The sequence below is a fragment of the Rhodococcus sp. JVH1 genome, assembly GCF_000280725.2.
Lineage (GTDB): Bacteria > Actinomycetota > Actinomycetes > Mycobacteriales > Mycobacteriaceae > Rhodococcus_F > Rhodococcus_F jostii_A.
Window position 1 is genome coordinate 7,767,613 of record NZ_CP166289.1, and the last position, 21,134, is coordinate 7,788,746.

At 69.1% G+C, this 21,134-nt stretch carries 20 protein-coding genes and 1 riboswitch; of the genes, 8 read left to right on the forward strand and 12 right to left on the reverse strand.

Annotation, left to right across the window (positions count from 1 at the left end):
- Positions 1–93: 93 nt before the first annotated feature.
- Positions 94–414, forward strand: a complete 321-nt coding sequence (locus tag JVH1_RS36575; RefSeq protein ID WP_009472723.1) for a hypothetical protein — start codon at positions 94–96, stop codon at positions 412–414.
- A gap of 164 nt (positions 415–578) precedes the next feature.
- Here JVH1_RS36575 and bla read toward each other — a convergent pair whose 3' ends face one another.
- Entirely contained in the window at positions 579–1,532 is a 954-nt protein-coding gene (gene bla / locus JVH1_RS36580) for a class A beta-lactamase (RefSeq protein ID WP_009472722.1), read from the reverse strand.
- Between the two features lie 147 nt (positions 1,533–1,679).
- Here bla and JVH1_RS36585 point away from each other — a divergent pair, with 147 nt between their 5' ends.
- Together JVH1_RS36585 and JVH1_RS36590 are read left to right on the forward strand one after the other, a co-directional pair.
- On the forward strand, positions 1,680–2,573 hold the full coding sequence (locus JVH1_RS36585) for a LysR family transcriptional regulator (RefSeq protein WP_009472721.1): 894 nt from the start codon (positions 1,680–1,682) through the stop codon (positions 2,571–2,573).
- On the forward strand, positions 2,570–3,481 hold the full coding sequence (locus JVH1_RS36590) for a serine hydrolase (RefSeq protein ID WP_009472720.1): 912 nt from the start codon (positions 2,570–2,572) through the stop codon (positions 3,479–3,481). The genes JVH1_RS36585 and JVH1_RS36590 overlap by 4 nt, the downstream gene beginning before the upstream one ends.
- Positions 3,482–3,486: 5 nt before the next feature.
- On the opposite strand, the gene JVH1_RS36595 is transcribed toward JVH1_RS36590, so the two are convergent.
- The 3 genes from JVH1_RS36595 to cobG are packed head-to-tail and all read right to left on the reverse strand — an operon-like array spanning position 3,487 to position 6,770.
- Complete coding sequence (locus JVH1_RS36595; RefSeq protein ID WP_043777431.1) at positions 3,487–4,989, reverse strand: precorrin-2 C(20)-methyltransferase; 1,503 nt, start codon at positions 4,987–4,989, stop codon at positions 3,487–3,489.
- Positions 4,986–5,612 (reverse strand): precorrin-8X methylmutase, encoded by a 627-nt coding sequence (locus JVH1_RS36600; protein ID WP_009472718.1) that lies wholly within the window; start codon positions 5,610–5,612, stop codon positions 4,986–4,988. Before JVH1_RS36600 ends, JVH1_RS36595 begins: the two co-directional genes overlap by 4 nt.
- A gap of 24 nt (positions 5,613–5,636) precedes the next feature.
- On the reverse strand, positions 5,637–6,770 hold the full coding sequence (gene cobG / locus JVH1_RS36605; protein WP_011593486.1) for a precorrin-3B synthase: 1,134 nt from the start codon (positions 6,768–6,770) through the stop codon (positions 5,637–5,639).
- Between the two features lie 6 nt (positions 6,771–6,776).
- A riboswitch (cobalamin riboswitch) is annotated at positions 6,777–6,920 on the forward strand.
- A gap of 55 nt (positions 6,921–6,975) precedes the next feature.
- Between cobG and cobN the strand changes: the two genes are divergently transcribed.
- The 3 genes from cobN (at position 6,976) to JVH1_RS36620 (ending at position 11,420) form a co-directional block, all read left to right on the forward strand.
- Positions 6,976–10,578, forward strand: coding sequence for a cobaltochelatase subunit CobN (cobN, locus tag JVH1_RS36610; protein WP_009472715.1), 3,603 nt, complete (start codon positions 6,976–6,978; stop codon positions 10,576–10,578).
- Positions 10,579–10,610: 32 nt separating this feature from the next.
- Positions 10,611–11,012, forward strand: coding sequence for a PPOX class F420-dependent oxidoreductase (locus JVH1_RS36615; RefSeq protein WP_009472714.1), 402 nt, complete (start codon positions 10,611–10,613; stop codon positions 11,010–11,012).
- Positions 11,013–11,210: 198 nt separating this feature from the next.
- A complete protein-coding gene (locus JVH1_RS36620; RefSeq protein WP_237735073.1) occupies positions 11,211–11,420 on the forward strand; it encodes a hypothetical protein in 210 nt (69 codons plus the stop codon).
- A 58-nt stretch (positions 11,421–11,478) separates the two neighbouring features.
- On the opposite strand, the gene JVH1_RS36625 is transcribed toward JVH1_RS36620, so the two are convergent.
- The gene (locus JVH1_RS36625) at positions 11,479–12,063 is read right to left on the reverse strand and encodes a TetR/AcrR family transcriptional regulator (protein WP_009472712.1); all 585 of its coding nucleotides are present in this window, start codon (positions 12,061–12,063) and stop codon (positions 11,479–11,481) included.
- 79 nt (positions 12,064–12,142) lie between these two features.
- Between JVH1_RS36625 and JVH1_RS36630 the strand changes: the two genes are divergently transcribed.
- Positions 12,143–13,330 carry a DUF418 domain-containing protein gene (locus JVH1_RS36630; RefSeq protein WP_009472711.1) on the forward strand — a complete coding sequence of 396 codons (1,188 nt, stop codon included), beginning with the start codon at positions 12,143–12,145 and terminating at the stop codon, positions 13,328–13,330.
- Here JVH1_RS36630 and JVH1_RS36635 read toward each other — a convergent pair.
- From JVH1_RS36635 to JVH1_RS36655, 5 genes are all read right to left on the reverse strand, one after another.
- Positions 13,299–13,646, reverse strand: coding sequence for an ANTAR domain-containing protein (locus JVH1_RS36635; RefSeq protein WP_009472710.1), 348 nt, complete (start codon positions 13,644–13,646; stop codon positions 13,299–13,301). The two genes, JVH1_RS36630 and JVH1_RS36635, sit on opposite strands and share 32 nt — an antisense overlap.
- Positions 13,643–13,849, reverse strand: coding sequence for a hypothetical protein (locus JVH1_RS36640; protein WP_009472709.1), 207 nt, complete (start codon positions 13,847–13,849; stop codon positions 13,643–13,645). The genes JVH1_RS36635 and JVH1_RS36640 overlap by 4 nt, the downstream gene beginning before the upstream one ends.
- Positions 13,850–14,067: 218 nt before the next feature.
- A complete protein-coding gene (locus tag JVH1_RS36645) occupies positions 14,068–15,429 on the reverse strand; it encodes a metallopeptidase TldD-related protein (RefSeq protein ID WP_009472708.1) in 1,362 nt (453 codons plus the stop codon).
- Complete coding sequence (locus JVH1_RS36650) at positions 15,426–16,946, reverse strand: TldD/PmbA family protein (protein ID WP_009472707.1); 1,521 nt, start codon at positions 16,944–16,946, stop codon at positions 15,426–15,428. Before JVH1_RS36650 ends, JVH1_RS36645 begins: the two co-directional genes overlap by 4 nt.
- Positions 16,947–16,968: 22 nt before the next feature.
- The gene (locus JVH1_RS36655) at positions 16,969–17,736 is read right to left on the reverse strand and encodes a TSUP family transporter (protein WP_009472706.1); all 768 of its coding nucleotides are present in this window, start codon (positions 17,734–17,736) and stop codon (positions 16,969–16,971) included.
- Between the two features lie 46 nt (positions 17,737–17,782).
- Between JVH1_RS36655 and JVH1_RS36660 the strand changes: the two genes are divergently transcribed.
- Positions 17,783–18,946 (forward strand): sensor histidine kinase, encoded by a 1,164-nt coding sequence (locus JVH1_RS36660; protein ID WP_029539645.1) that lies wholly within the window; start codon positions 17,783–17,785, stop codon positions 18,944–18,946.
- 10 nt (positions 18,947–18,956) lie between these two features.
- On the opposite strand, the gene JVH1_RS36665 is transcribed toward JVH1_RS36660, so the two are convergent.
- Both JVH1_RS36665 and JVH1_RS36670 read right to left on the reverse strand, forming a co-directional pair.
- Positions 18,957–19,361 (reverse strand): hypothetical protein, encoded by a 405-nt coding sequence (locus JVH1_RS36665; protein ID WP_009472704.1) that lies wholly within the window; start codon positions 19,359–19,361, stop codon positions 18,957–18,959.
- A gap of 116 nt (positions 19,362–19,477) precedes the next feature.
- Positions 19,478–21,133, reverse strand: a complete 1,656-nt coding sequence (locus tag JVH1_RS36670; protein ID WP_009472703.1) for an amidohydrolase — start codon at positions 21,131–21,133, stop codon at positions 19,478–19,480.
- Position 21,134: the final 1 nt, after the last annotated feature.

Here is a 21,134-nt window from a genome sequence, read left to right on the forward strand (position 1 = left end):
CAAGAACCGCAAGAACGCTCACGAACTTGCTTATTCCTGGGCGGTGGCTATGGTGCATGCAAGCATCAACGGCATCTACCGGAGGACTGAAATGTGAATGCAGCTACCGATCGTCAATGGGCGGTTCGTGACGCTGTTCTGCGTTGGCTTCTCGCGAAGACCACGGAAGGGTACCGAAGTCCGATTCTGGACGCGGATGCCATCGGTGAGACCGTTGGCTGGGCGCCCGCGCCCCTGACCCGGGACGAAGTGGCCGATGCGTCGAATTACCTCTACCGGGAAGGGTATGTGACAGGGGTGCCGGTGATGGGTATCGGCATTCCGCGCCCGATGTTGACGGTGGCCGGGCGGCGCGTCGCCAAGACGGAAAGGCCGCTGCGCCGGGCGATGCGCGGTCACGACGTCGTGAGCTAGCGGCAGTTCGCTCCGCACCTCGACGCACCAGCTAGTGGGTCACCTGTGCAGTCGAGAGCGAGGTTTGGTACGGGTGCACGAGACTGCCGTCGCCCGTAGCCTTCGGCGGCGGGGGAGTCGGGCCGTCACAGGTCGGCCGGCTCCCCGCGCCTTGCTCAGATGGCTCACGGCGCAGTCAAGCCTTCGATGACGGCCGCGGTGGTGTCGGCGATCGCCTGGTTGTTTCCCTGCGCGTCCTGCTGATTGGTGAGGCTGTCGGTGAGGATGGCGAGGACGAGGGGTGCGCCGTCCGGACTCCACGCGACACCGGCATCGTTGGCGGTGCCGAACCCGCCGCCACCGGTCTTGTCGGCGGCAGTCCACCCGGTCGGCAGACCGGCGCGCATTCGCTTGTCCGACGTCTTGCTCGCCCGCATCCACTCGAGAAGCTGATCGCGGCTCGCCGTGTCGAGGGCATCTCCGAGGAGCAGCGCCCGGAAACCCTGCGCGAGGCCGTTCGGTGTCGTCGTGTCCCGGGGGTCGTCGCGGAATGCGGTGTTGAGTTCGGTCTCCCACCGGTCCAGCCGTGTGCCCCCATCGCCGACGTCCCGGGCGAGGGCGGTGATCGCCTGCGGCCCGCCGATCTCCCGGAGCAGGTAGTTCCCGGCGGTGTTGTCGCTCTGCGTCAACGCGGCTTCGGCGATCTGCCCCAACGTCATCGGGGCGCCGACCGCTGCGGCGGTGACCGGCGAGTTCTCGACGAGGTCGCCGGGTTCGATCACGACCGTCTTGTCGAGTGACGTCGACCCGTCCTCGGTCTTGCGCAGAACCGCCGCGGATGCGTAGGCCTTGAACGTGGAGCACATCGCGAACCGTTCGTCACCCCGGTGGCTGTAGACCTCGCCGGTCGCGGGATTGACGGCCGTCACTCCGATCCGCGTGGAGTACTGCGCCTCCAGGGCGTCGATCGTCGCGTCGAGGGACCGGCGATCCGGTATCGCGGCCACCGATGTGGTGGGCTGGGCTTGCTCCGCGGTGGCCGTGCACGCCCCGAGCAGCAAGGGCAGAGCCAGCGCGAGGGCGACGGCACCTCGGCGACCGGTGCGCCTGGGCTTCGGATGATTTCGGTGGGTGGACATGGATCCAATGTCGGATGCGGACACTCATAGCGCAAAGACGAAAGCGGCGTCGTCGCGAGTCGGGCGCGCTATCACCCCAGTTCAGGGCAACGTTTTGTGCCCGGGAAACGATGGCGTCGCGAGATGGGGGCGGCCGGAACTGATTCAATGGTCGCCATGGATCTGCTCCGCCACCTCAGTTTCTTTGTCGCCGTTGCGGAGGAGGGACATTTCGGCAACGCCGCATCCAGGCTCGGGATGACGCAGCCGCCGCTGTCACAGGGAGTGCGGCGGCTCGAACAGCGACTCGGCGCGGAGCTGGTCCATCGCAGTGCCCGCGGAATCGGACTCACCGACGCCGGACGCCAATTGCTTCCGCGTGCGCGACTTCTCGTCGCCGACGCCGCCCGATTCGAGGACGAGGCGCACCGCATCGCCGGCGGTCGCGACGCGGTGGTGCGATGGGGTGTCCCGCACTCGGTAGCCGACGGTGTGGTGGTGCGGTGTGTCCGTGCCCTCCGCGACGCGGACGAGACCCGGCCCACCCGGGTGGTGACGACCACGGCGTCCACCACCGAACTCGTGGACGCCGTCCGCACGGGCAGTCTCGACGTCGCCGTGGTCGAGCATCCCGCTCTGCTCACCGGTCTCGACAGCGGGCCGGTGCTGAAGCTTCGGCGGTGGGTGGTGGTGCCGGACGACCACCCGGCGGCGGTCGCGAAGAAGGCACAGGTCCGGATGCTGCGCGGGCTGGCGTTGGCCACCGGTCCACGCTCGGACAATCCGCCTGCCCACGACCTGTTCGTCGACCTGTGGCGGGCCCGAGGGCTGGACCCGGACATCGTGGTCGCACCGGGTCCGCGCGAAATTTTCACGCACGTGGCCGCAGGCGGTCATTTCGGCGTGACGGCGACGGCACCGACGGTGATGCCGGGTGTGGCCTGGGTCGATCTGCTGCGCGAAGACCTCGCGCTGCGCGTGCGCATCGTCTGGCGCTCGGGGACCGACGTGGCACCGTCCGCTGCCGCCCTCGACCGGGTGCTGCTGAGGGCCGGTCGATGACGCCGTCGGCGGCGAAGCGGATCCGTGACGTCTTCGCCGACGCCGGGTGCACCGGATGGCTGCACGCTCGCCGCGTCGGGACCCCGACCGGCGGCGACGCGGGTGACATCGCGGTCGGCGCGGACGATCTCGTGGTGCTGGCATCGGTCTACAAGCTTCCGCTACTCGTCGCCCTGTGCCGCGCTTTCGAATCGGGGGAGTTGTCGCCGACCGCGTCCGTCCGGGTCAATCCGGCCGACTGCACCCCGGGACCGACCGGGGTGTCGACGTTCCGTGATCCGGTGGTGCTGAGCTGGCGGGATCTGGCACTGTCGATGATGACCGTGTCCGACAACGCCGCCGCCGACCTCGTCCTCGGGCAGGTGGGACTGGCGAGCGTCGAGCGCACACTGTCCGAGCTGGGCATGACGAGCACGCGCATCATCGGCGGCACAGCGGATGCGCACCGCAGTCTGGTGATCGACGCCCATGCGCACACCACCGCCGAAGCATTCGCGGCGCTGGCCGACAACGACGAGGCGTGGACGGTATCCGCCTACGACCCGTCGTATGCGAGCGCGACGACACCGCGGGAGATGACCTCGCTTCTCGACGCGATCTGGACCGGAAGGGCGGTGCCCGGGCCGCAGGGCGAGTTCGTCCGGCACGTGATGTCCGCGCAGATCTGGCAGCACCGCATCCGGTCCGGGTTCCCGTATTCCGAGGTGGACGTCGCCGGGAAGACCGGGACCATCGGCGCCATCCGCAACGAGGTGGCCGTCGTGACGTTTCCCGGTGAGACGCCCGTCGCGGTCGCCGTCTTCACCCGCGCCGCCCGAACCGACCCCGTACTACCGGTGGTCGACGCCGCGATCGGGCACGCCGCCCGGATCGCGGTGACCGAACTCCGCTCCGGCCGCGTGGACTGAGGTACTCAGCCCGGATAACGCCGGGGCGTGAACACCCTGGTCCCGTGTTCGTTCTCGACCACGGTCGTCATGGAGGAGCCCACGATGAGCAGGCACCGCATGTCGATCTCGGCCGGGTCGAGGTCCGCGAGCCGCACGACCCGCACCGACTCCTGCGCGCCGGCCACGTCGCGGCCGATGATCACCGGGGTGTCGGGGGAGCGGTGCTCGAGGACCAGGTCGCGCATCGCGGCGACCTGCCAGGTGCGTGACTTCGACGCCGGGTTGTAGACGGCGAAGGCCATGTCGGCGCTTGCGACCGCCGAGATGCGCTGCGCCACCACATCCCACGGCTTGAGCCGGTCCGACAGCGACAGGACGGCGTAGTCGTGGCCGAGGGGTGCGCCGACCCGGCTCGCGACAGCGTTCGCGGCGGTCATGCCGGGCAGGACACGCACGGGGACGCCGCGCCACTGCTCCTCGGCCGCTACTTCCAGCACCGCGGCGGCCATCGCGAACACACCCGGGTCACCGGACGACACGACGGCGACGCGGGACCCGTTCTTCGCCAGGTCGAGTGCCATCGCGGCGCGTTCGGCCTCGACGCGGTTGTCGCTGGAGTGACGGCGCTGGCCGGGACGTTCGGGGACCCGGTCGATGTAGGGGCCGTAGCCGACGAGATCGGTGGCGAGCGACAGTTCGTGCTGCACTTCCGGTGTCGTCCAGGCCTGGTCGCCGGGACCGAGCCCGACGACGACGAGTTCGCCCTGCGGTGCCGTGTCGTCGCGGCGGGCGTTCGACGGGCTGGGCACGATGGCGATCGAGAAGTAGGGGACGTCGCTGTCCGAGACGTCGTCGGCGGCGTCGATCTTCTGCCGGGTCGTGCTGGCCCGCTCGACGTACCACGTCTCGTCGATGCGGCCGGAGTCCTTCAACGCCTGCCGGACGGCCGGGTAGGTGCGTCCGAGCTTCAGGATGGCGGCGGCGTCGGTCTCCCGCAGGCGCCGCGTCAGCTCGCCGGGCGGCAGCGTTCCGGGCAGGACGGTCAGAATTTCCTCGCCCTCGACCAGCGGCATCGCCAGTGCGGCGGAGGCGGCGCTGATCGACGTGACCCCGGGAACGACCTCCGCCTCGAAGCGAGGCACCAACCTCTTGTGCATGTGCATGTAGGAGCTGTAGAACAGCGGGTCGCCCGCCGCGAGGAGCGCGACCGAACGGCCGGCGTCGAGGTGGGCGGCGAGTCGCTGCGACGCCTCCTCGTAGAACTCGTCCATCGCCCCCTGGTAGCCGCCGGGATGGTCGACGGTCTCGGTGGTGACGGGGTAGACGAGGTGCTCCTCGATCTGGCCTTCACGCAGGTACGGCGCCGCGACCGCGCGGGAGATGCTCTTGCCGTGCCGGGCGCTGTGGAACGCCACCACATCGGCCTCGGCGATGACCCGCGCGGCCTTCACCGTCACCAGTTCCGGGTCACCCGGTCCGATGCCGACGCCCCACAGTTTGCCGGTCACGCGCCCTTCGGAGCTCATTCGACCTCGCTCGCAATCGCATTCAGCGCCGCAGCCGTGATGGCACTGCCACCCCGGCGGCCGCGGACCACCAGATAGTCGAGTCCGCTCGGGTGCTCGATCAACGCTTCCTTCGACTCCGCGGCACCGATGAAACCGACCGGACCGCCCACGATCGCGGCGGGCCGGGGTGCACCGGATTCGATCATGTCCAGCAGGTAGAATAATGCGGTCGGGGCGTTGCCGATCGCGACGACGGCACCCTCGAGTTTGCTGCCCCACAATTCGAGCGCGGCCGCCGAGCGGGTGTTCCCGATCTGCTCCGCCAGCACCGGGACCCGGGGGTCGCGCAGCGTGCAGAGCACCTCGTTGTCCGCGGGGAGACGCTTCCGGGTCACGCCTGCCGCCACCATCTGCGCGTCGCACAGGATCGGGGCGCCGCCCGCCAGCGCCGCGCGGGCGGCCTTCACGACGCCGGGGGTGAACGCGACGTCGTCCACGAGGTCGACCTGACCGCTCGCGTGGATCATGCGGACCACGGCCTGCGAGACGTCCTCGGGAAAGGCACTGAGATCCGCCTCGGAACGGATCGTGGCGAAGGACTGGCGGTAGATCTCCGCGCCGTCTCGGATGTACTCGATCATTCGCTCACGATAGAGGCACCGCGGTCACGGCTCCTCCACCCGGTAACCAGTCTCCGTGGCAACGACGTCGGCGACCTCACCCTTGGGCCGCCCGCAGCACCGCTCGCAGCCCGACCAGTGCTGCCTGCCCTCCACCGGGAGTTCGCCGCGCGCGACGGCATCCCGCGCGTCGGACCGCACGTCGGCGAGTGCCTTCTCGCATCCGGGCTGCCCGGTGCAGGCACTGACGTTCAGCCAGGGGGAGTTCTCGTCGAAGATCAGGCCCATCGGGGCGAGGACCCGGACGACCTGCTCGGCGGACCACTCGTCGAGATCGCACAGCAGCACCGATTTCCACGGCGTGACGATCACCGGTTTCTCGACGGCGGCGAGGAACTCGGCCAGCCGGGCGTCGAGGATCCCGAACGCGAGACCGCCGCCGAGGGTCACGTTGCCGTCCGGTTGGTCGAGCCACCCGATCGGCGGCCGATGCTCGTCGAACCCGTACACCGGGTCGGCGGTCGGAGCCAGCGTCAATGCCGACAGGGTTCGTTCGACCCCGTCGGCGATCTCGGACAGCCGCCAGTGCTGATCGCGCAGCTCCAGGAAGACGCGGGCGGCGTCGAGGAGCACCTTCACCGATTCCGTCGTCGTGATCCGGGCGCCGCTGTCGCGACCGGCGAGAACCAGGGCGACCTCCGTCTCGCTCACCGCATGGACACCGAAATCGCCGCCGAGCGCCGAGACGTCGCCGCGCCCGTCGTCGAGGGTGAACAGGGTGCGGCCGGGCAGGTCCGCCAACGCGGAGTCCGCGCACAACGTCCGGTCGAGTTCGTCGACCAGATCCCGCAGGTCCGCGAGTCCACCGATCCGGCCGGTCAGCGGCGAGACGAGGATGTTGCGGACCCGTTCGTGCGTCTCCGACGGCAGGAGACCCGCGTCGGCGAGGCGGCGCGCGAATTCCTGCGGGTCGCGGACCGCCCGCAACTGCGCATTGCCGCGGGAGGTCAGTTCGATCTCGCCGTTCCCGAGGTCGCGGGCCGATTCCGCGAGGGTCTGCAGCTGGGTGGAGGTCAGCACGCCTCCTGGGAGGCGCACGCGTGCGAGCGCACCGTCCGCGGCCTGGTGGACCTGCAGCGCGCCGGGGCATGCATCGGGGCGGGAACGGGAGTCGACCATGGTCCCAGGTTACGTCCGGCCCCGGGTAGCATCTCCAGCACTTGCGACAGCAGGAGAGGAAGCCGGTGAAAAACCGGCGCGGTCGCGCCACTGTGAGCTCGCCGAAACCGGTGGGCGAGCCAGACCCTCACCTGCCGTCCTCCGACCTACGGTTCCGCACAGAACCACTGCCACGGGGCGCGACACCCCCAGGAAGGCTCCACACGTGATCCTGCTGCTCTCCACCTCCGACACCGACCTGCTCAGCGCACGCGCCAGCGGGGCGGACTACCGCTGGGCCAACCCGGCACGGCTGCTGGTCGAGGAGGATCTGCCGGGACTGCTCGACGGCGCCGACCTGGTCGTGGTTCGCATCCTCGGCGGCCGCCGGGCCTGGGAAGAGGGCCTCGACGCGGTCCTGGCCAGCGGGCTGCCCGTGGTGGTCCTCGGCGGCGAGCACGCCCCGGACGCCGAGCTGATGGAGTGCTCGACGGTCACCGCCGGTGTGTCGGCGGAGGCGCACAACTATCTGGCCGAGGGTGGCGCCGACAACCTCGCCCAGCTGCACCACTTCCTGTCGGACACCGTGCTGCTGACCGGTCACGGTTTCGAGGCGCCGGTCCACCTGCCGAGCTGGGGTGTCGCGCCGTTCGCCCCCGCTGTGAACCCGGAGCGCCCCACGATCGCCGTTCTCTACTACCGCGCCCAGCACCTGGCCGGGAACACCCGCTACATCGAGGCACTGTGCGACGCCGTCGACGCGGCGGGCGGCACTCCGCTGCCGATCTTCTGCGCGTCGCTGCGTACCGCCGAACCGCAGTTGCTGAACACGCTGCGCCGGGCGGACGCGATGGTGGTCACCGTGCTCGCCGCCGGCGGCACCAAGCCGGCCGGAGTCTCGGCCGGTGGCGACGACGAGGCGTGGGACGTCGCCGCACTGGCCGCGCTGGACGTGCCGATCCTGCAGGGCCTGTGCCTGACCAGCAGTCGTGAGTCGTGGGAGTCCAACGACGACGGATTGTCGCCGCTCGACGTCGCCACCCAGGTCGCGGTCCCCGAGTTCGACGGTCGGCTGATCACGGTGCCGTTCTCGTTCAAGGAGATCGACGCCGACGGTCTCTCCACCTACGTTCCGGACGCCGAGCGCGCCTCCCGGGTGGCGGGGATCGCCGTCCGGCACGCCCGACTCCGGCACATCCCCGCATCCGACCGCCGGATCGCTCTGATGCTGTCGGCGTACCCGACGAAGCACGCCCGCATCGGCAACGCCGTCGGTCTCGACACCCCGGCCAGTGTGATCCGGTTGCTCACCGAGATGCGGGCCGCTGGATACGACCTCGGCCCGGTCGACGGGCCGGATTCCGTGCCGGGTCTCGCGGCCCAGGACGGCGACGCGCTGATCCACGCCCTCATCGCCGCCGGCGGACAGGACCCGGACTGGCTGACCGCGGAGCAGCTCGAGGGCAACCCGATCCGGATCTCCGCCGCCCGCTACCGCGAGTGGTTCTCGGCGCTGCCCGCGGAACTGCGCGAGGGCGTCGAGGACCACTGGGGTCCGGCGCCGGGCGAACTGTACGTCGACCGCTCACAGGATCCTGCCGGTGAAATCGTCATCGCCGCAATGCAGTTCGGAAATCTCGTGCTGATGGTGCAGCCGCCGCGCGGATTCGGGGAGAAGCCGGTGGCGATCTACCACGACCCGGACCTGCCGCCGAGCCACCACTACCTCGCCGCCTACCGGTGGATCGCCGCGGACGCCGCCGCCGGCGGTTTCGGCGCCGACGCCGTCGTCCACCTCGGCAAGCACGGAAACCTCGAATGGCTGCCCGGCAAGACACTCGGCATGTCCGCGTCGTGCGGCACCGACGCCGCGCTCGGCGACCTGCCGCTGATCTACCCGTTCCTGGTCAACGATCCGGGCGAGGGCACGCAGGCCAAGCGCCGCGCCCATGCGACGCTCGTCGATCACCTGATCCCGCCGATGGCCCGCGCCGAGAGCTACGGCGACATCTCACGACTCGAACAGCTCCTCGACGAGCACTCGAACATCTCCGCGCTCGACCCGTCCAAGCTGCCGGCCATTCGCCAGCAGATCTGGACGCTGATGCGCGCCGCCAAGATGGACCACGACCTCGGACTCGAGGAGCGGCCCGACGAGGACGTGTTCGACGACATGCTGCTGCACGTCGACGGCTGGCTGTGCGAGATCAAGGACGTCCAGATCCGTGACGGCCTCCACATCCTCGGTGCGGCCCCCCGCGACGACGCCGAGGTCGAACTGGTGCTCGCGATGCTGCGCGCCCGGCAGATGTGGGGCGGCGAACAGAACGTGCCCGGACTCCGCGAGGCGCTCGGCCTCAGCGAGGACGGCGACGAATCCCGCACCCGCGTAGACGACATCGAGCAGCAGGCGCACGCACTGGTGCAGGGGATGCACGACGCCGACTGGGAACCGGACGCCGCCGACACCCTCACCGACGATGCCACCGTCGCGAAGATTCTCCGTTTCGCCGCCACCGAGGTGGTGCCCCGGCTTCGCGAGACCGACAACGAGATCGCCCAGGTGCTGCACGCGCTCGACGGCGGATTCATCGCCGCCGGGCCGAGCGGTTCGCCGCTGCGCGGGCTGATCAACGTGCTCCCGACGGGCCGAAACTTCTACTCCGTCGACCCGAAGGCCGTGCCGTCCCGGCTCGCCTGGGAAACCGGCCAGGCGATGGCCGAATCGTTGCTGGACCGGTACAAGTCCGATCACGGGGAGTGGCCCCGCTCGGTGGGCCTGTCCGTGTGGGGCACGTCCGCGATGCGCACCTCCGGCGACGACATCGCCGAGGTCTTCGCGCTCCTCGGTGTGCGCCCGGTGTGGGACGAGGCGAGCCGCCGCGTGGTGAACCTCGAGGTGATCGACCTCGAGGAGCTCGGCCGGCCGCGCATCGACGTGACGGTCCGGATCAGCGGCTTCTTCCGTGACGCGTTCCCGCACGTCCTGGCGCTGCTCGACGACGCCGTCCGGCTCGTCGCCGCGTTGGACGAACCGGCGGAGAGCAACTTCGTGCGCGCACATGCCCAGGCGGACCTCGCCGAGCACGGCGACGAACGGCGCGCGACCACCCGCATCTTCGGGTCGAAGCCGGGCACCTACGGGGCCGGACTGCTGCAGCTGATCGACTCCAAGAGCTGGCGCGGCGACGCCGACCTCGCCGACGTGTACACCACGTGGGGTGGTTTCGCGTACGGCCGCGGACTCGACGGCGCACCCGCCGCCGACGACATGCGGACCGCATACCGTCGAATCACCGTGGCGGCCAAGAACACCGACACCCGCGAACACGACATCGCCGACGCCGACGACTACTTCCAGTACCACGGCGGAATGGTCGCGACCGTGCGGGCGCTCACCGGAAAGTCGCCCGAGGCGTACATCGGCGACAGCACCCGTCCCGAGTCGGTGCGCACCCGAACCCTGTCGGAGGAGACGTCCCGGGTGTTCCGCGCCCGCGTCGTGAACCCGCGGTGGCTCGAGGCGATGCGCCGCCACGGCTACAAGGGTGCGTTCGAGATGGCGGCCACCGTCGACTACCTGTTCGGATACGACGCCACCACCAACGTCGTCGCCGACTGGATGTACGAGAAGCTCGCCGAGTCGTACGTGCTGGACGACCAGAACCGCAAGTTCATGGAACAGTCCAACCCGTGGGCCCTGCACGGCATCGCCGAACGCCTGCTCGAGGCGGCCGAGCGGGACATGTGGGAGCACCCCGAGCAGCAGACCCTCGACGGCCTGCGGCAGGTGTATCTCGAGACCGAAGGCGAACTCGAAGGGGACTGACCCACCGCCCGGGCTTCGCAGTTCGGTCTAGCATGGGGCCGGTGACCACAGAATTCGACCGGGTGTCGTCCGCGAAGTATGTCCTGCTCACCACGTTTCGGAAAGACGGCACCCCGGTGGCGACGCCGCTGTGGGCCGCCGCCGACGGTGACCGTCTGTTGATGTGGACGGTCACCGACTCCTACAAGGTCAAACGCATCCGCCGCAACCCGGAAGTGACGGTGGCCGCATGCGATGCTCGCGGCAAGCCGAAGGGGCCCGAGGTTCCTGCCCGCGCCGTCATCCTCGACGCTGCCGACACCGATCACACGCGGGACGTGATCGCCCGAAAGTACGGCATCCTCGGTTGGCTCACGATGAAGGGCAGCCTCCTGCGCCGAGGAAAGACCGGCACCATCGGGCTCGCCGTGACGGCCGACGACCGGCGTGGGTGATCGGACGTTCGAGGGTGGATTGGACGCGCCCACCCTGGGTCACCTTCCTCACCCTGGGGTGAGGGAAGGTGACCCGAGGGGCCTGGCGGCGTGCGGGTGCGGGGATCACGGTGGGTATGTCCCGTAGACGGGAGTATCACCATGAACCACCACATCGCCCTGCGTCGCCGCGTTGACCGATCCATGCGATCGCGGCGCGTGAACATCCCACGCCGGGACGCACACGCCGTCGTCATCGCCGGACTGCTCGCGTCCCGCGTCCTCGCGGACTACTTCGGTACGGTCACGATTTACGAGAAGGATCACCTGGCCGACAACGCCGTTCACAGCATCAGGAAGCGCGGCGACCCCATCGCGAGCCGTACATTCGACGACGGCGTCGTCTGGCTCCGCTACCGGCCCGCGTGATGAGGGGCGGGTCGGCTTCTCGCGGAACGGGTATGTGGCACCGCATCTCGGTGAACGGTCAGAGGAGTGTGCGGAGATGCTCGGCGATCATGCGCCGAGCGGTGTCCGGGGTGTCGGTGTCGCCGAGCAGAACGTGCATCGCCGCGCCGTCGACAAGTGCGTGCAGGCGCATCGCCTCGGCGTCGACGTCGATGTCCGGCGCGATCAAGCCCCGTTGAGCGAGGCCGGTCAGGATCGCGGCGCATGCACCACGGAGCTGCCGTTGGGCGTCGAGGGCGATGTCTTTCAGTAGGGGATGGGCGGGGCTTTCCGCGACGAGGGCCAGGTTCACTTCCATTTCGCAGCGTCGGCGGTCGTCGAGGGGGAGTACCTCGTCCAGCACTGCGAGGGCACGCTGCCACGGGTCGGTGATCGACGCGTGGGCCTGTGCTCGTTCGCGGACACGCGTTGCGACGAGCCGCATCGAATAGGCGAGGAGTTCGGCCTTGCTGGCGAACACGTGTCGGAGCGATCCGCTCGAGATTCCGGCCTCCGCGGCGACATCCCGGACGGACACGGCGCCGATGCCCTCGCGTTGGATCACCCGCCACACAGCCTCGGCGATCTCCTGCTGCCTTCGGTCGTGGTCGATGAGCTTCGGCACCCTCCCATGCTAGCACGGCCGTGTTAGCATGGACACTTGTTGGCACGATCGTACTAACAAGTACTGGAGGGCTGAAGGCATGACGTCGCAACTGTCGAGTTCCCACCGCTACGCCGCGCTCGACGTCATGCGCGGTGCGGCCATCCTGGGAACCCTCGCCACCAACATCTGGATCTTCACCAACGTCGAGGGTCTGGTGGGGTATGTCAACGGCACCGGACGTGCCACCGGCGGATGGGCCCCGGTGCAGGCGGTTCTGCAGCAGTTCGCGCAGGGCAAGTTCCTCGGCCTGCTCACCATCATGTTCGGCATCGGACTGGTCATCCAGCAGCGCTCCGCGCAGCGACGTGGCGCTCGGTGGCCGGGCGGCTACCCGTGGCGCGCGGGGCTGCTGATGCTCGACGGAGCGCTACATTTTCTGCTGTTCACCGAGTTCGACGTGCTGACCGGCTACGCCCTCACCGGATTGATCGTCGCCTTAATCCTGACCACAGGCATAAGCGCGCAACGCGTCTGGGTGGCGTGCGCGGTGACCGTCCACGCGGCGATGCTGGGCCTCGTCGTCGCGGCATTGTCCTCGGCGCCCACGCGGGAGCCGCGGCCACCGTCACCGAACCCCTATGCGGACGGCAGTTTCTGGGATCTCGTCGTCTTCCGCGCCGACCACGTGTTGCTGTTCCGGCTCGAGGTGCTGTTCATCCTGCCGCTGTCGATCGCCCTGTTCCTCGTCGGCGCCCACCTCTACGGTGCGCGCGTCCTCGATCCGGACCGTGGCGCCTTGCGCCGCCACCTGATGGTCGCGGGCCTGGCGATCGCACTTCCGCTGGACTTCGCACTCGGATTATTCGGCGGAGACGCAGGCCTGATCCTCGGAAGGTACGGGACCGCTCCGGTGGTGGCGCTGGGACTACTCGCCGCGATCGCACACTTCTACTCTGACGGGAGCGAACCCGGCCCGGCCGGTCGGGCGCTCTCGGGAGTGGGCCGCACTGCGCTCAGTTGCTATGTGCTGCAGAACATCCTGTGCTCGGTCGTCTGCTACGGCTGGGGATTCGGCCTCGCGGTCCGGTTGGGCGGCGCCACCGTCGTGCCGGCGACGGTCGCACTGTTCGGTGCGGTCTCGGCAACCCTGATCGTCGTGTCACGCCTGTGGTTGCGGCGGTTCGATCGGGGGCCGCTCGAGTGGCTCACGCACCGGGGCTACCAGCGTCTCACCCGGGCGGACAGGGACGGTGTCACCGCGCCAGCAGCGTCGTCCATTCCTTGAACTCGAGGGCGTACGACGGTGCGGGCGTCGTCACGGACGGGCACGGCTGTCGCCGAGTCGCCAACTCCACCAAGGACTTAGCTGCCCGCATCACACTGACGTGATGATGTCGGGAGACGTCGAGTAACTCCTCGAACGCCTCGGCATCGCCGTAACCGCGGGTGGCGATGAGAATGCCTTTCGCGGTGGCGAGAACCTCGCGTCCGTCGGGGTGACGGTGCGGAATCGAATGTGCGGGCGGTGCGGTTTCGAGTACGTCGTTCGACACGGTGATCTCCTGGATTGTGGTGCTTCGCTGATGTCTGGGCGCGGTCATACCGCCGCCACCATCAGGGCCGTCGCGAGGACGACGATCAGTCCTCCCGTCGCGGCGGCGAGAACCGAACCGGTGATGATGCCGATTCCGGTGGCGCAGACGAGGCAGACGAACGTCGTCAGCGCCACGTCGGCGAGAGCGAACCGTCTCGTGACCTTGGTGTGGCCGTGGAGCCGGTCGCGGGTGGTGGTATCGGAGTGCATGAAACCTCCTGGTCAGACGGGCAAGGGACGTACTCGGCGCATGCGCCGGCCACGCGGCGCTACGGTGAGTTTCGGCCCCGTTCTCTGGAGACCTGAATATGACATGCGCGGCGAAACGGCTCTGGAGTGAGGAATCTCATATGCGCGATGTCTGCAGCATTTATAACGGAAACTGCACGGGCTGTCACCTAGACGAGCGTCCGCATAGAATCCGCCCCTCAGAGCGCCTTGCTGACGGACGACATGTGGAAGTCCGGGACACGCAACGCCGGCATCGCGGTTCGGGTGAACCAGTCCTTCCATTCCCGGGGCAGCGTCCGCTCGGTGGCACCGGCCTGGGTGACCCTCCGCAACAGGTCGAGGGGGCTCTCGTTGAACCGGAAGTTGTTCACGGCGCCCGTGACCTTCCCGTTCTCGACGAGGTAGACGCCGTCCCGCGTCAATCCCGTGAGCAGCAGGGTGGCGGGGTCGACCTCCCGGATGTACCAGAGGGTGGTCAGCAGCAGCCCTCGTTCGGTCTCGGCCACCATCTGCTCGAGTGACACCGAACCGCCGGCGTCGAGGATCAGGTTGTCGCCGGGCGCGGTCACGTCGGCGCCGAACTCCTTCGCCGCAGCCCGCGGGTACGCGAGCGCATTGACGATCCCGTCGCGGATCCAGTCGACCCGGCCCGCGTCCATCCCGTTGTCGAAGACGGACACCGATTCGGACGACGACCCGGTGACGACGAACGGCGTGTATTCCAGGCCGAGCGCGGCCGGATCGGAATAGAGGGTGAGGGGCAGCGCACTCAGCTTCTCCCCGATACGGGTGCCCCCGGGCGCCGACAGGGCGGAATGCCCTTCTTCCGCGGCCCGGCCCTCCATCGTCCACATGAGGTAGATCATGAGGTCCGCGACCGCGGACGGCGGCAGGATCGTCTCGTAACGGCCCGCGGGCAACTCCACCCGGTTGCGTGCCCAGTCGAGGCGCGTGGACAGGTCCTGGAGCAACTTCACGCTGGCCACATCCGTGAAGTCCTTGGTGCTGGTGCCCACCCAGGCGCTGGCATCGCCGCGTTTGCCGTTGATCTCCACCGATCCGGTCGGCTGGGCGAATCGGCGCCGGATCCCGGTCGACGTGCCCAGCCACGTGGTGTGCAGCTGGTGGTGGGCGAAGCCGTAGAGCTGGTCGCTGCCGTCGAAGCCCATGCTCAGATCCTGGGCGAGCTGTTCGAACGCGCCGATCTCGGTGCGCTCCGCCGAGTCGTCCCACCGCTCATCGGCGTCGGTTCCGGTGAGTAGCGGCATCGCGTCCGATGCGGGTGTGGCTGCGCGGGCGGCGATTTCGGCCGAGCGGACCACACCGTCGATGTCGGCGGCGTCGACGGAGGCGGACGTGACGATGCCGACCTTCGCGTCCTCGCCGGCCCGGACGATCGAGATGACGGTCCAGCTGCGCGACGTGGACACGCCGTTGGTGGTCATCGAGTTGCCTGCCCATCGCAGCGACGCCTCGCTGGCATCGGTGACGATCACGATGGTTTCGTCCACGGTGGCCCGGGCGAGGACCTGCTCGACGAGTTGCTGCGGTGCGATCATCGGCCGCCTTCCGTCCGAGTGTTCAGTACGTTGACGCCGCGGAAGAGTGCCGACGGGCAGCCGTGGCTGACGGCCGCGACCTGGCCGGGCTGCGCCTTGCCGCAGTTGAAGGCGCCGCCGAGCTGCCACGTGGAGCGGCCGCCGACGGCGTCCATCGAACCCCAGAAGTCCGTGGTCGTCGCCTGGTACGCGACGTCGCGGAGTTGGCCGTCGAGCTTCCCGCCGCGGATGCGGTAGAACCGCTGACCGGTGAACTGGAAGTTGTAGCGCTGCATGTCGATCGACCAGGACTTGTCGCCGACCACATAGATGCCGTCCTCCACACCGGAGATCAGGTCGTCGGTGCTGCGGTCGGCGTCGGGGTCGGGCTGCAACGACACGTTGGCCATTCGCTGAATGGGGACGTGGTGCGGCGAGTCGGCATACGAGCAGCCGTTGGAACGCTCCAGCCCGAGCCGGGGCGCGAACGCCCGGTCGAGCTGGTAGCCGACGAGAATCCCGTCGGCAACCAGGTCCCAGGACTGGGTTTCGACGCCTTCGTCGTCGTAGCCGATCGTGGCGAGACCGTGCCGCTCGGTCCGGTCCGCGGTCACGTGCATGATCGGCGTCCCGTAGCGCAGCGTGCCGAGCTTGTCGGGGGTGGCGAACGACGTGCCGGCGTACGCGGCCTCGTAGCCGATGGCGCGGTCGTACTCGGTGGCGTGCCCGATGGATTCGTGGATGGTCAGCCACAGGTTGGTCGGGTCGATCACCAGGTCGGTGGGACCGGGTACCACGGTGGGGGCCTTCACCTTCTCGGCCAGCAGATCCGGGATCCGGGCGAGTTCGTCGGTCCAGTTCCACACCCCGTCGCCGGCAACGTATTCCCATCCGCGGCCGACGGGCGGAGCGAGGGTGCGCATCGTCTCGAACACACCGGCCGACTGGTCGACGGTGGTGGCCTCGAGTTGCGGATGCAGCCGCACCCGCTGCTGCACGATGGACGATCCGGCGAGATCGGCGTAGAACGTCTGCTCCTTCACCTGCAGGCATCCGGCGGTGACGTGGTCGACACCGTCGGATGCGAGGAGCCTGCGGGAGTATTCACCGAGCAGCGAGATCTTGTCGGAGGCGGGAACTTCGAACGGATCGACGTCGTAATCGGACACCCAGCGGACGTCCGTGTGCACCGGTTCGGCGGCGAGTTCGACGTGCTCACGGTTCAGTCCACGCAGTGCCCGTGCGACCGCGACGGCCTGTTCCGCCGTCGCGGCGGCGGTCGCCGGCGTCAGCTCGGCATGCGACGCGAAACCCCAGGTGCCGTCGACGACGACACGCACCGCGAAGCCGAGTTCGCTGGTGTCCACCGCCGACTGCACTTCGCCGTCGCGCAGCCGCAGCGACTGGCTGGTCAGCCGATGCACCCGCAGGTCGGCGTGCGACGCGCCCGCCGCGCGGGCAGCGGCGAGTGCCGCGTCCGCCAGCGAACGCAGGGGGAGGGCAAGGAATTCCGGATCAACCTGTCGTGGAGCCGTCACCTGGACCACCGTAGTCGGTCGCTCAGCCGAATTGCTGCCAACCCAACCGGATCACCATCGCGATCACCACGATCAACAGGGTGATCCGGACGAATCCGGCGCCCTTGCGCAGTGCCATCCGCGAGCCGACGACCGCGCCGATCACGTTGCAGACCGCCATACCCAGGCCGAGTGCCCACAGCACGTGACCGGTGGCGGCGAAGAACACCAGCGCACCGAGATTCGATCCCAGATTGATCACCTTCGCCATCGCCGCGCTGCGCACGAATTCCGTGCCGAGGAACGTGGCGAAGCTGATGATGAGGAATGTGCCGGTGCCCGGCCCGAACAGTCCGTCGTAGAAACCGAGGAGCCCGGCAGACAGCAGGACGACCGCGACGACCTTCCGCCGTGTCGGCGGATCCTTTGCCAGCGTGGTCCCGAGCTGCGGACGGATCGTCACGAAGACGGCGACGCCGACGAGCACCGCCATGATGAGCGGGATGAAGACGTCCTTGTCGATGCGCGACACCGTTGCCGCGCCGAGCGCGGATGCCACCGCCGCGAGCAGGCCTGCGGGAACCAGCAGCCGCCAGTTCATGGGGATCCGGCGTGCGAACGTGACGACGGCGGCGGAGGTGCCGGTGAATGCGGTGAGCTTGTTGGTGGCCAGCGCCGCCTGCGGCGTCAGCTGCGGTGCGACGAGAAACAGCGCGGGAATGAGGATCAGTCCGCCGCCGCCGACGACGGCGTCCACCCACCCGGCGGCCGTCGCGGCGGTGAGAAGAAGCGCCCAGTCACCCACATTCATGGTGCAGACTCAACCACACCCACCCCGAGGTACTTACGCTGTGCACATGCGGAGGTTCAGTCTGTGGCTGCGAGGAAAGCCGACGGTTGCGGACTCGATGCTGGCGGCGATCCTGTTCACCCTCGAGGTGTTCGTGTTCACCGCGTCGGGCGACCGCTCGCCGTGGGTGCAGCTGGTCATGGGTTTCCTGCTGTGCCTGCCGATCGTGTGGCGTCGCAAGTACCCGCGGGCGGCGGCCGGTGCCGTTCTCGTGATGTCGATCACGATCACCTTCATCAGTTATTCGATCGGTGACCTCGACGCCGAACATCCCGGTCTGCTGGCGCTCGCCGTCGCCCTCTACACGCTCGTCGCCTACGTCGACCGCAGCACCGCCGCGGTGTACGCGGTGGGTCTCGTCGTCGATTCGGCCCTGTCGATCTGGTTGCTGGAACAGGAACTGGTGGCCGCCGGACTGTTCTCCGTCCTCGTCTTCGCGCTCTCGTGGATCACGGCGGAGTTCCTCGGCGCCCGGCGGGCCTACGACGAGGAGGTCGCCGCGCGCCTCGTCGTCGCCGACTACGACCGGGATCGCCGCGCCGAGGATGCGGTGGCGGCCGAGCGGACCCGGATCGCCCGGGAACTGCACGACGTGGTCGCACATGCGGTGAGCGTGATGATCGTTCAGGCCGACGGCGCGTCGTATGCCCTGAAGACCAACCCCGACATCGCGAAGCAGGCACTCACCAACATCGCGAGCACCGGGCGGGAGGCTCTGGCGGAACTGCGGCGCACCGTCTCGCTGCTGCGCACCGAACCGGCGACCGACGACATGCCCCAGCACGGCACGGCCGGCCTCGCCCGAGTGGTCGACATGATGCGCAGCGCCGGCCTGCCCGTGGAACTCGAACTGACGGGGGAGTTGGACGACATCAGCCCCGCGGTCAGCCTCGGCGTCCACCGGCTGGTCCAGGAATCGTTGACAAATGTGCTGCGGCACGCCGGGGAGCGTCCGCGCGCGAAGGTGCGGGTGCGGCGGCGCGAGACGGATGTCCTCGTCGAGATCACCGACAACGGCAACTCGTCCGGGCAGTTCTCGCTCGGGTCGGGCAACGGCCTGCTCGGTATGCGAGAGCGGGTCGCCGTCCTGCACGGCACCCTCGAGGCGGGACGGCAGACAGACGGCAGCTGGCGGGTCACCGCGGAGTTGCCGCTCGAGCTGGAGGACTGAGCGGCCTCGGTCACTCTGTCTCCGGTGGCGCTGCTTCCTCCGGCTGGTCGAGGACGCTGACGGTGACGCCGTAGGGGAGGAACCGCACCGACCGGTGGGGATCCGTGTTGTGCTTGTGCGCGCGGAGCGCATCGAGTTCGGTGGCATACACCTGCTCGACGCGTGCGACGCCCTCGTCGTCGAGCGTGTAGATCGCCCACACACCGTCACCGGTCTCGCCGGCGGTTTCCGGCTTCGCCGCGCCGCGCGGAGAGCGGGCGAAGTCCGCGAACACGCCCGTCCACGGAATCTGAGAATCCGCCTGGTCCAGGAACCTGACGATCCGGTCCTTGACGCCCTGCAATTCCTCGCCGGCCTCACGGATCACGCGGTCGAGATCGTCGGGGTCGAACCCGAACGGCCTGTTGTCGCCCATCACTGTCTCCTGACTTCGGCGGGACACCTCCAGTGTGGCCGCGGATGCCGATCGGCGCCACGACGGTCCGCCGATCGGCATCCGCGCCGCCGAGCAGGGCTGCCTCCCGCTGGTCCTCAGGCGTCCGGTGCGGAGTAGACGCGATTACCGCCCACATAGGTCAGGACCGCCCGGCTCCAGCCGATCTCGTCGGCGGTTCCCGTGAACGGATCCCGGTCGAGGACCACCAGGTCTGCGAGCTTGCCCACCTCGATGCTCCCCGTGTCGTCGAGGTGGTTCACGTACGCGGACCCGGCGGTGTAGGCGGTCAGTGCGGCCGTGAGGTCGATTCGTTGCTCCGGGAGGAACACCGGGCGCCCCTGCCCGTCCCGGCCCGGCAGCACGCGATTGACCGCGACGTGGATGCCGTGGATCGGGTCGGCGCTGCTGACCGGCCAGTCGCTGCCGGCCGCCAGCGTTGCGCCCGAGCGCAGCAGGGAACCGAAGGGATACTGCCGGCGGGAGCGTTCGTCCCCGAGGAAGGGGATGGTGAGTTCGTCCATCTGCGGTTCGTGGGCTGCCCACAGCGGTTGCATGTTGGCCGTGACGCCGAGCGCGCGGAAGCGGGGGATGTCGTCCGGGTCCACGACCTGCAGGTGGGCGAGGTGCGGCCGGGTGTCGCGGAATCCGTTCGCCGTCCGAGCGGCGTCGACCGCGTCGAGCGCGTCGCGCACGGCCCGGTCACCGAGCGCGTGGAAGTGCACCTGAAATCCGAGGGCGTCGAGCTCGGTGACGTATCCGCGCAGCTCGTCCGGGTCGACGAAGCTGGTGCCGGAATGGGCTGTCGCGCAGCCGCATCCATCCAGATACGGGGAGATCATGGCCGCGGTGCGGGATTCGGCGACACCGTCGAGCATGATCTTCACGGTGTCGGCCCGCATCCGCCCGACGCGGAGAAGGGAACGCCGCCGGAGCAGATCGGGGATCTGCTCGGCGCCCCGATCGCGATCCCACCACAAGGCGCCCGCCACCCGCGCGGTGAGTGACCCGTCGCCGGCCGCGCTCAGGTAGGCGTCCGAGACGTCGGAGATCCCGGAGGTGTCGCCGAGTAGCGCGTCCTGCCAGGCGGTGATGCCGAGCGAATGCAGGTGCTGCTGGGCGTAGAGCAGGGCCTTCAGCCGGTCGTCGGGCGTGTGCTGCGGGGTGTGGCAGCCGACCAACTCCATCGCGGACTCCTGGAGCATGCCGGTCGGCACGCCGTCGGCGTCGCGTTCGATACGTCCACCGACGGGATCGGGGGTGTCTCGGGTGATGCCCGCGAGGTCCAGCGCTCTCGTGTTGGCCCAAGCCCCGTGGTGGTCGCGGTTGGGCAGAAACACCGGCCGATCCCGCACGACGGTGTCGAGGAGTTGCGCGGTGGGTGTGCCCCCGTCGAACGCCTCCATCGACCACCCGCCGCCGACGATCCACGGCAACTCCGGGTGTGCGTCGGCGTAGCTGCGGATGGCGGCGAGGGTGCCGGCGGCGTCGCTGGTGCCCGTGAGGTTGCAGCGGGCGTACTCGAGGCCGGCCACCACGGGATGGATGTGCGCGTCCTGGAAGCCGGGCAGCAGCAGCCTGCCGGTGAGGTCGACGACCTCGGTGCGGGAGCCGATCAGCTCCCGGACCTCGTCGTGGCCGACGGCCGATATCCGGCCACCGGTGACGGCGACCGTCGTGGCGCGGCTGCGGGCCGGGTCCAGGGTGGCAATCGATCCGCCGGTGAAGACCAGATCTGCGGGTTCTGCTGACATC

Bases quoted from the DNA above. Each gene is read 5' to 3' on its own strand.
- JVH1_RS36615 (WP_009472714.1), top strand. From the start codon at position 10,611: ATGGGGCCGGTGACCACAGAATTCGACCGGGTGTCGTCCGCGAAGTAT.
- JVH1_RS36655 (WP_009472706.1), bottom strand. From the start codon at position 17,736: ATGAATGTGGGTGACTGGGCGCTTCTTCTCACCGCCGCGACGGCCGCC.
- JVH1_RS36595 (WP_043777431.1), bottom strand. From the start codon at position 4,989: ATGAGCTCCGAAGGGCGCGTGACCGGCAAACTGTGGGGCGTCGGCATC.
- JVH1_RS36635 (WP_009472710.1), bottom strand. From the start codon at position 13,646: ATGACCGCGCCCAGACATCAGCGAAGCACCACAATCCAGGAGATCACC.
- JVH1_RS36630 (WP_009472711.1), top strand. From the start codon at position 12,143: ATGACGTCGCAACTGTCGAGTTCCCACCGCTACGCCGCGCTCGACGTC.
- JVH1_RS36590 (WP_009472720.1), top strand. From the start codon at position 2,570: ATGACGCCGTCGGCGGCGAAGCGGATCCGTGACGTCTTCGCCGACGCC.
- JVH1_RS36640 (WP_009472709.1), bottom strand. From the start codon at position 13,849: ATGCACTCCGATACCACCACCCGCGACCGGCTCCACGGCCACACCAAG.
- bla (WP_009472722.1), bottom strand. From the start codon at position 1,532: ATGTCCACCCACCGAAATCATCCGAAGCCCAGGCGCACCGGTCGCCGA.
- JVH1_RS36660 (WP_029539645.1), top strand. From the start codon at position 17,783: ATGCGGAGGTTCAGTCTGTGGCTGCGAGGAAAGCCGACGGTTGCGGAC.
- JVH1_RS36665 (WP_009472704.1), bottom strand. From the start codon at position 19,361: ATGGGCGACAACAGGCCGTTCGGGTTCGACCCCGACGATCTCGACCGC.
- JVH1_RS36670 (WP_009472703.1), bottom strand. From the start codon at position 21,133: ATGTCAGCAGAACCCGCAGATCTGGTCTTCACCGGCGGATCGATTGCC.
- JVH1_RS36645 (WP_009472708.1), bottom strand. From the start codon at position 15,429: ATGATCGCACCGCAGCAACTCGTCGAGCAGGTCCTCGCCCGGGCCACC.
- JVH1_RS36600 (WP_009472718.1), bottom strand. From the start codon at position 5,612: ATGATCGAGTACATCCGAGACGGCGCGGAGATCTACCGCCAGTCCTTC.
- cobG (WP_011593486.1), bottom strand. From the start codon at position 6,770: ATGGTCGACTCCCGTTCCCGCCCCGATGCATGCCCCGGCGCGCTGCAG.
- JVH1_RS36585 (WP_009472721.1), top strand. From the start codon at position 1,680: ATGGTCGCCATGGATCTGCTCCGCCACCTCAGTTTCTTTGTCGCCGTT.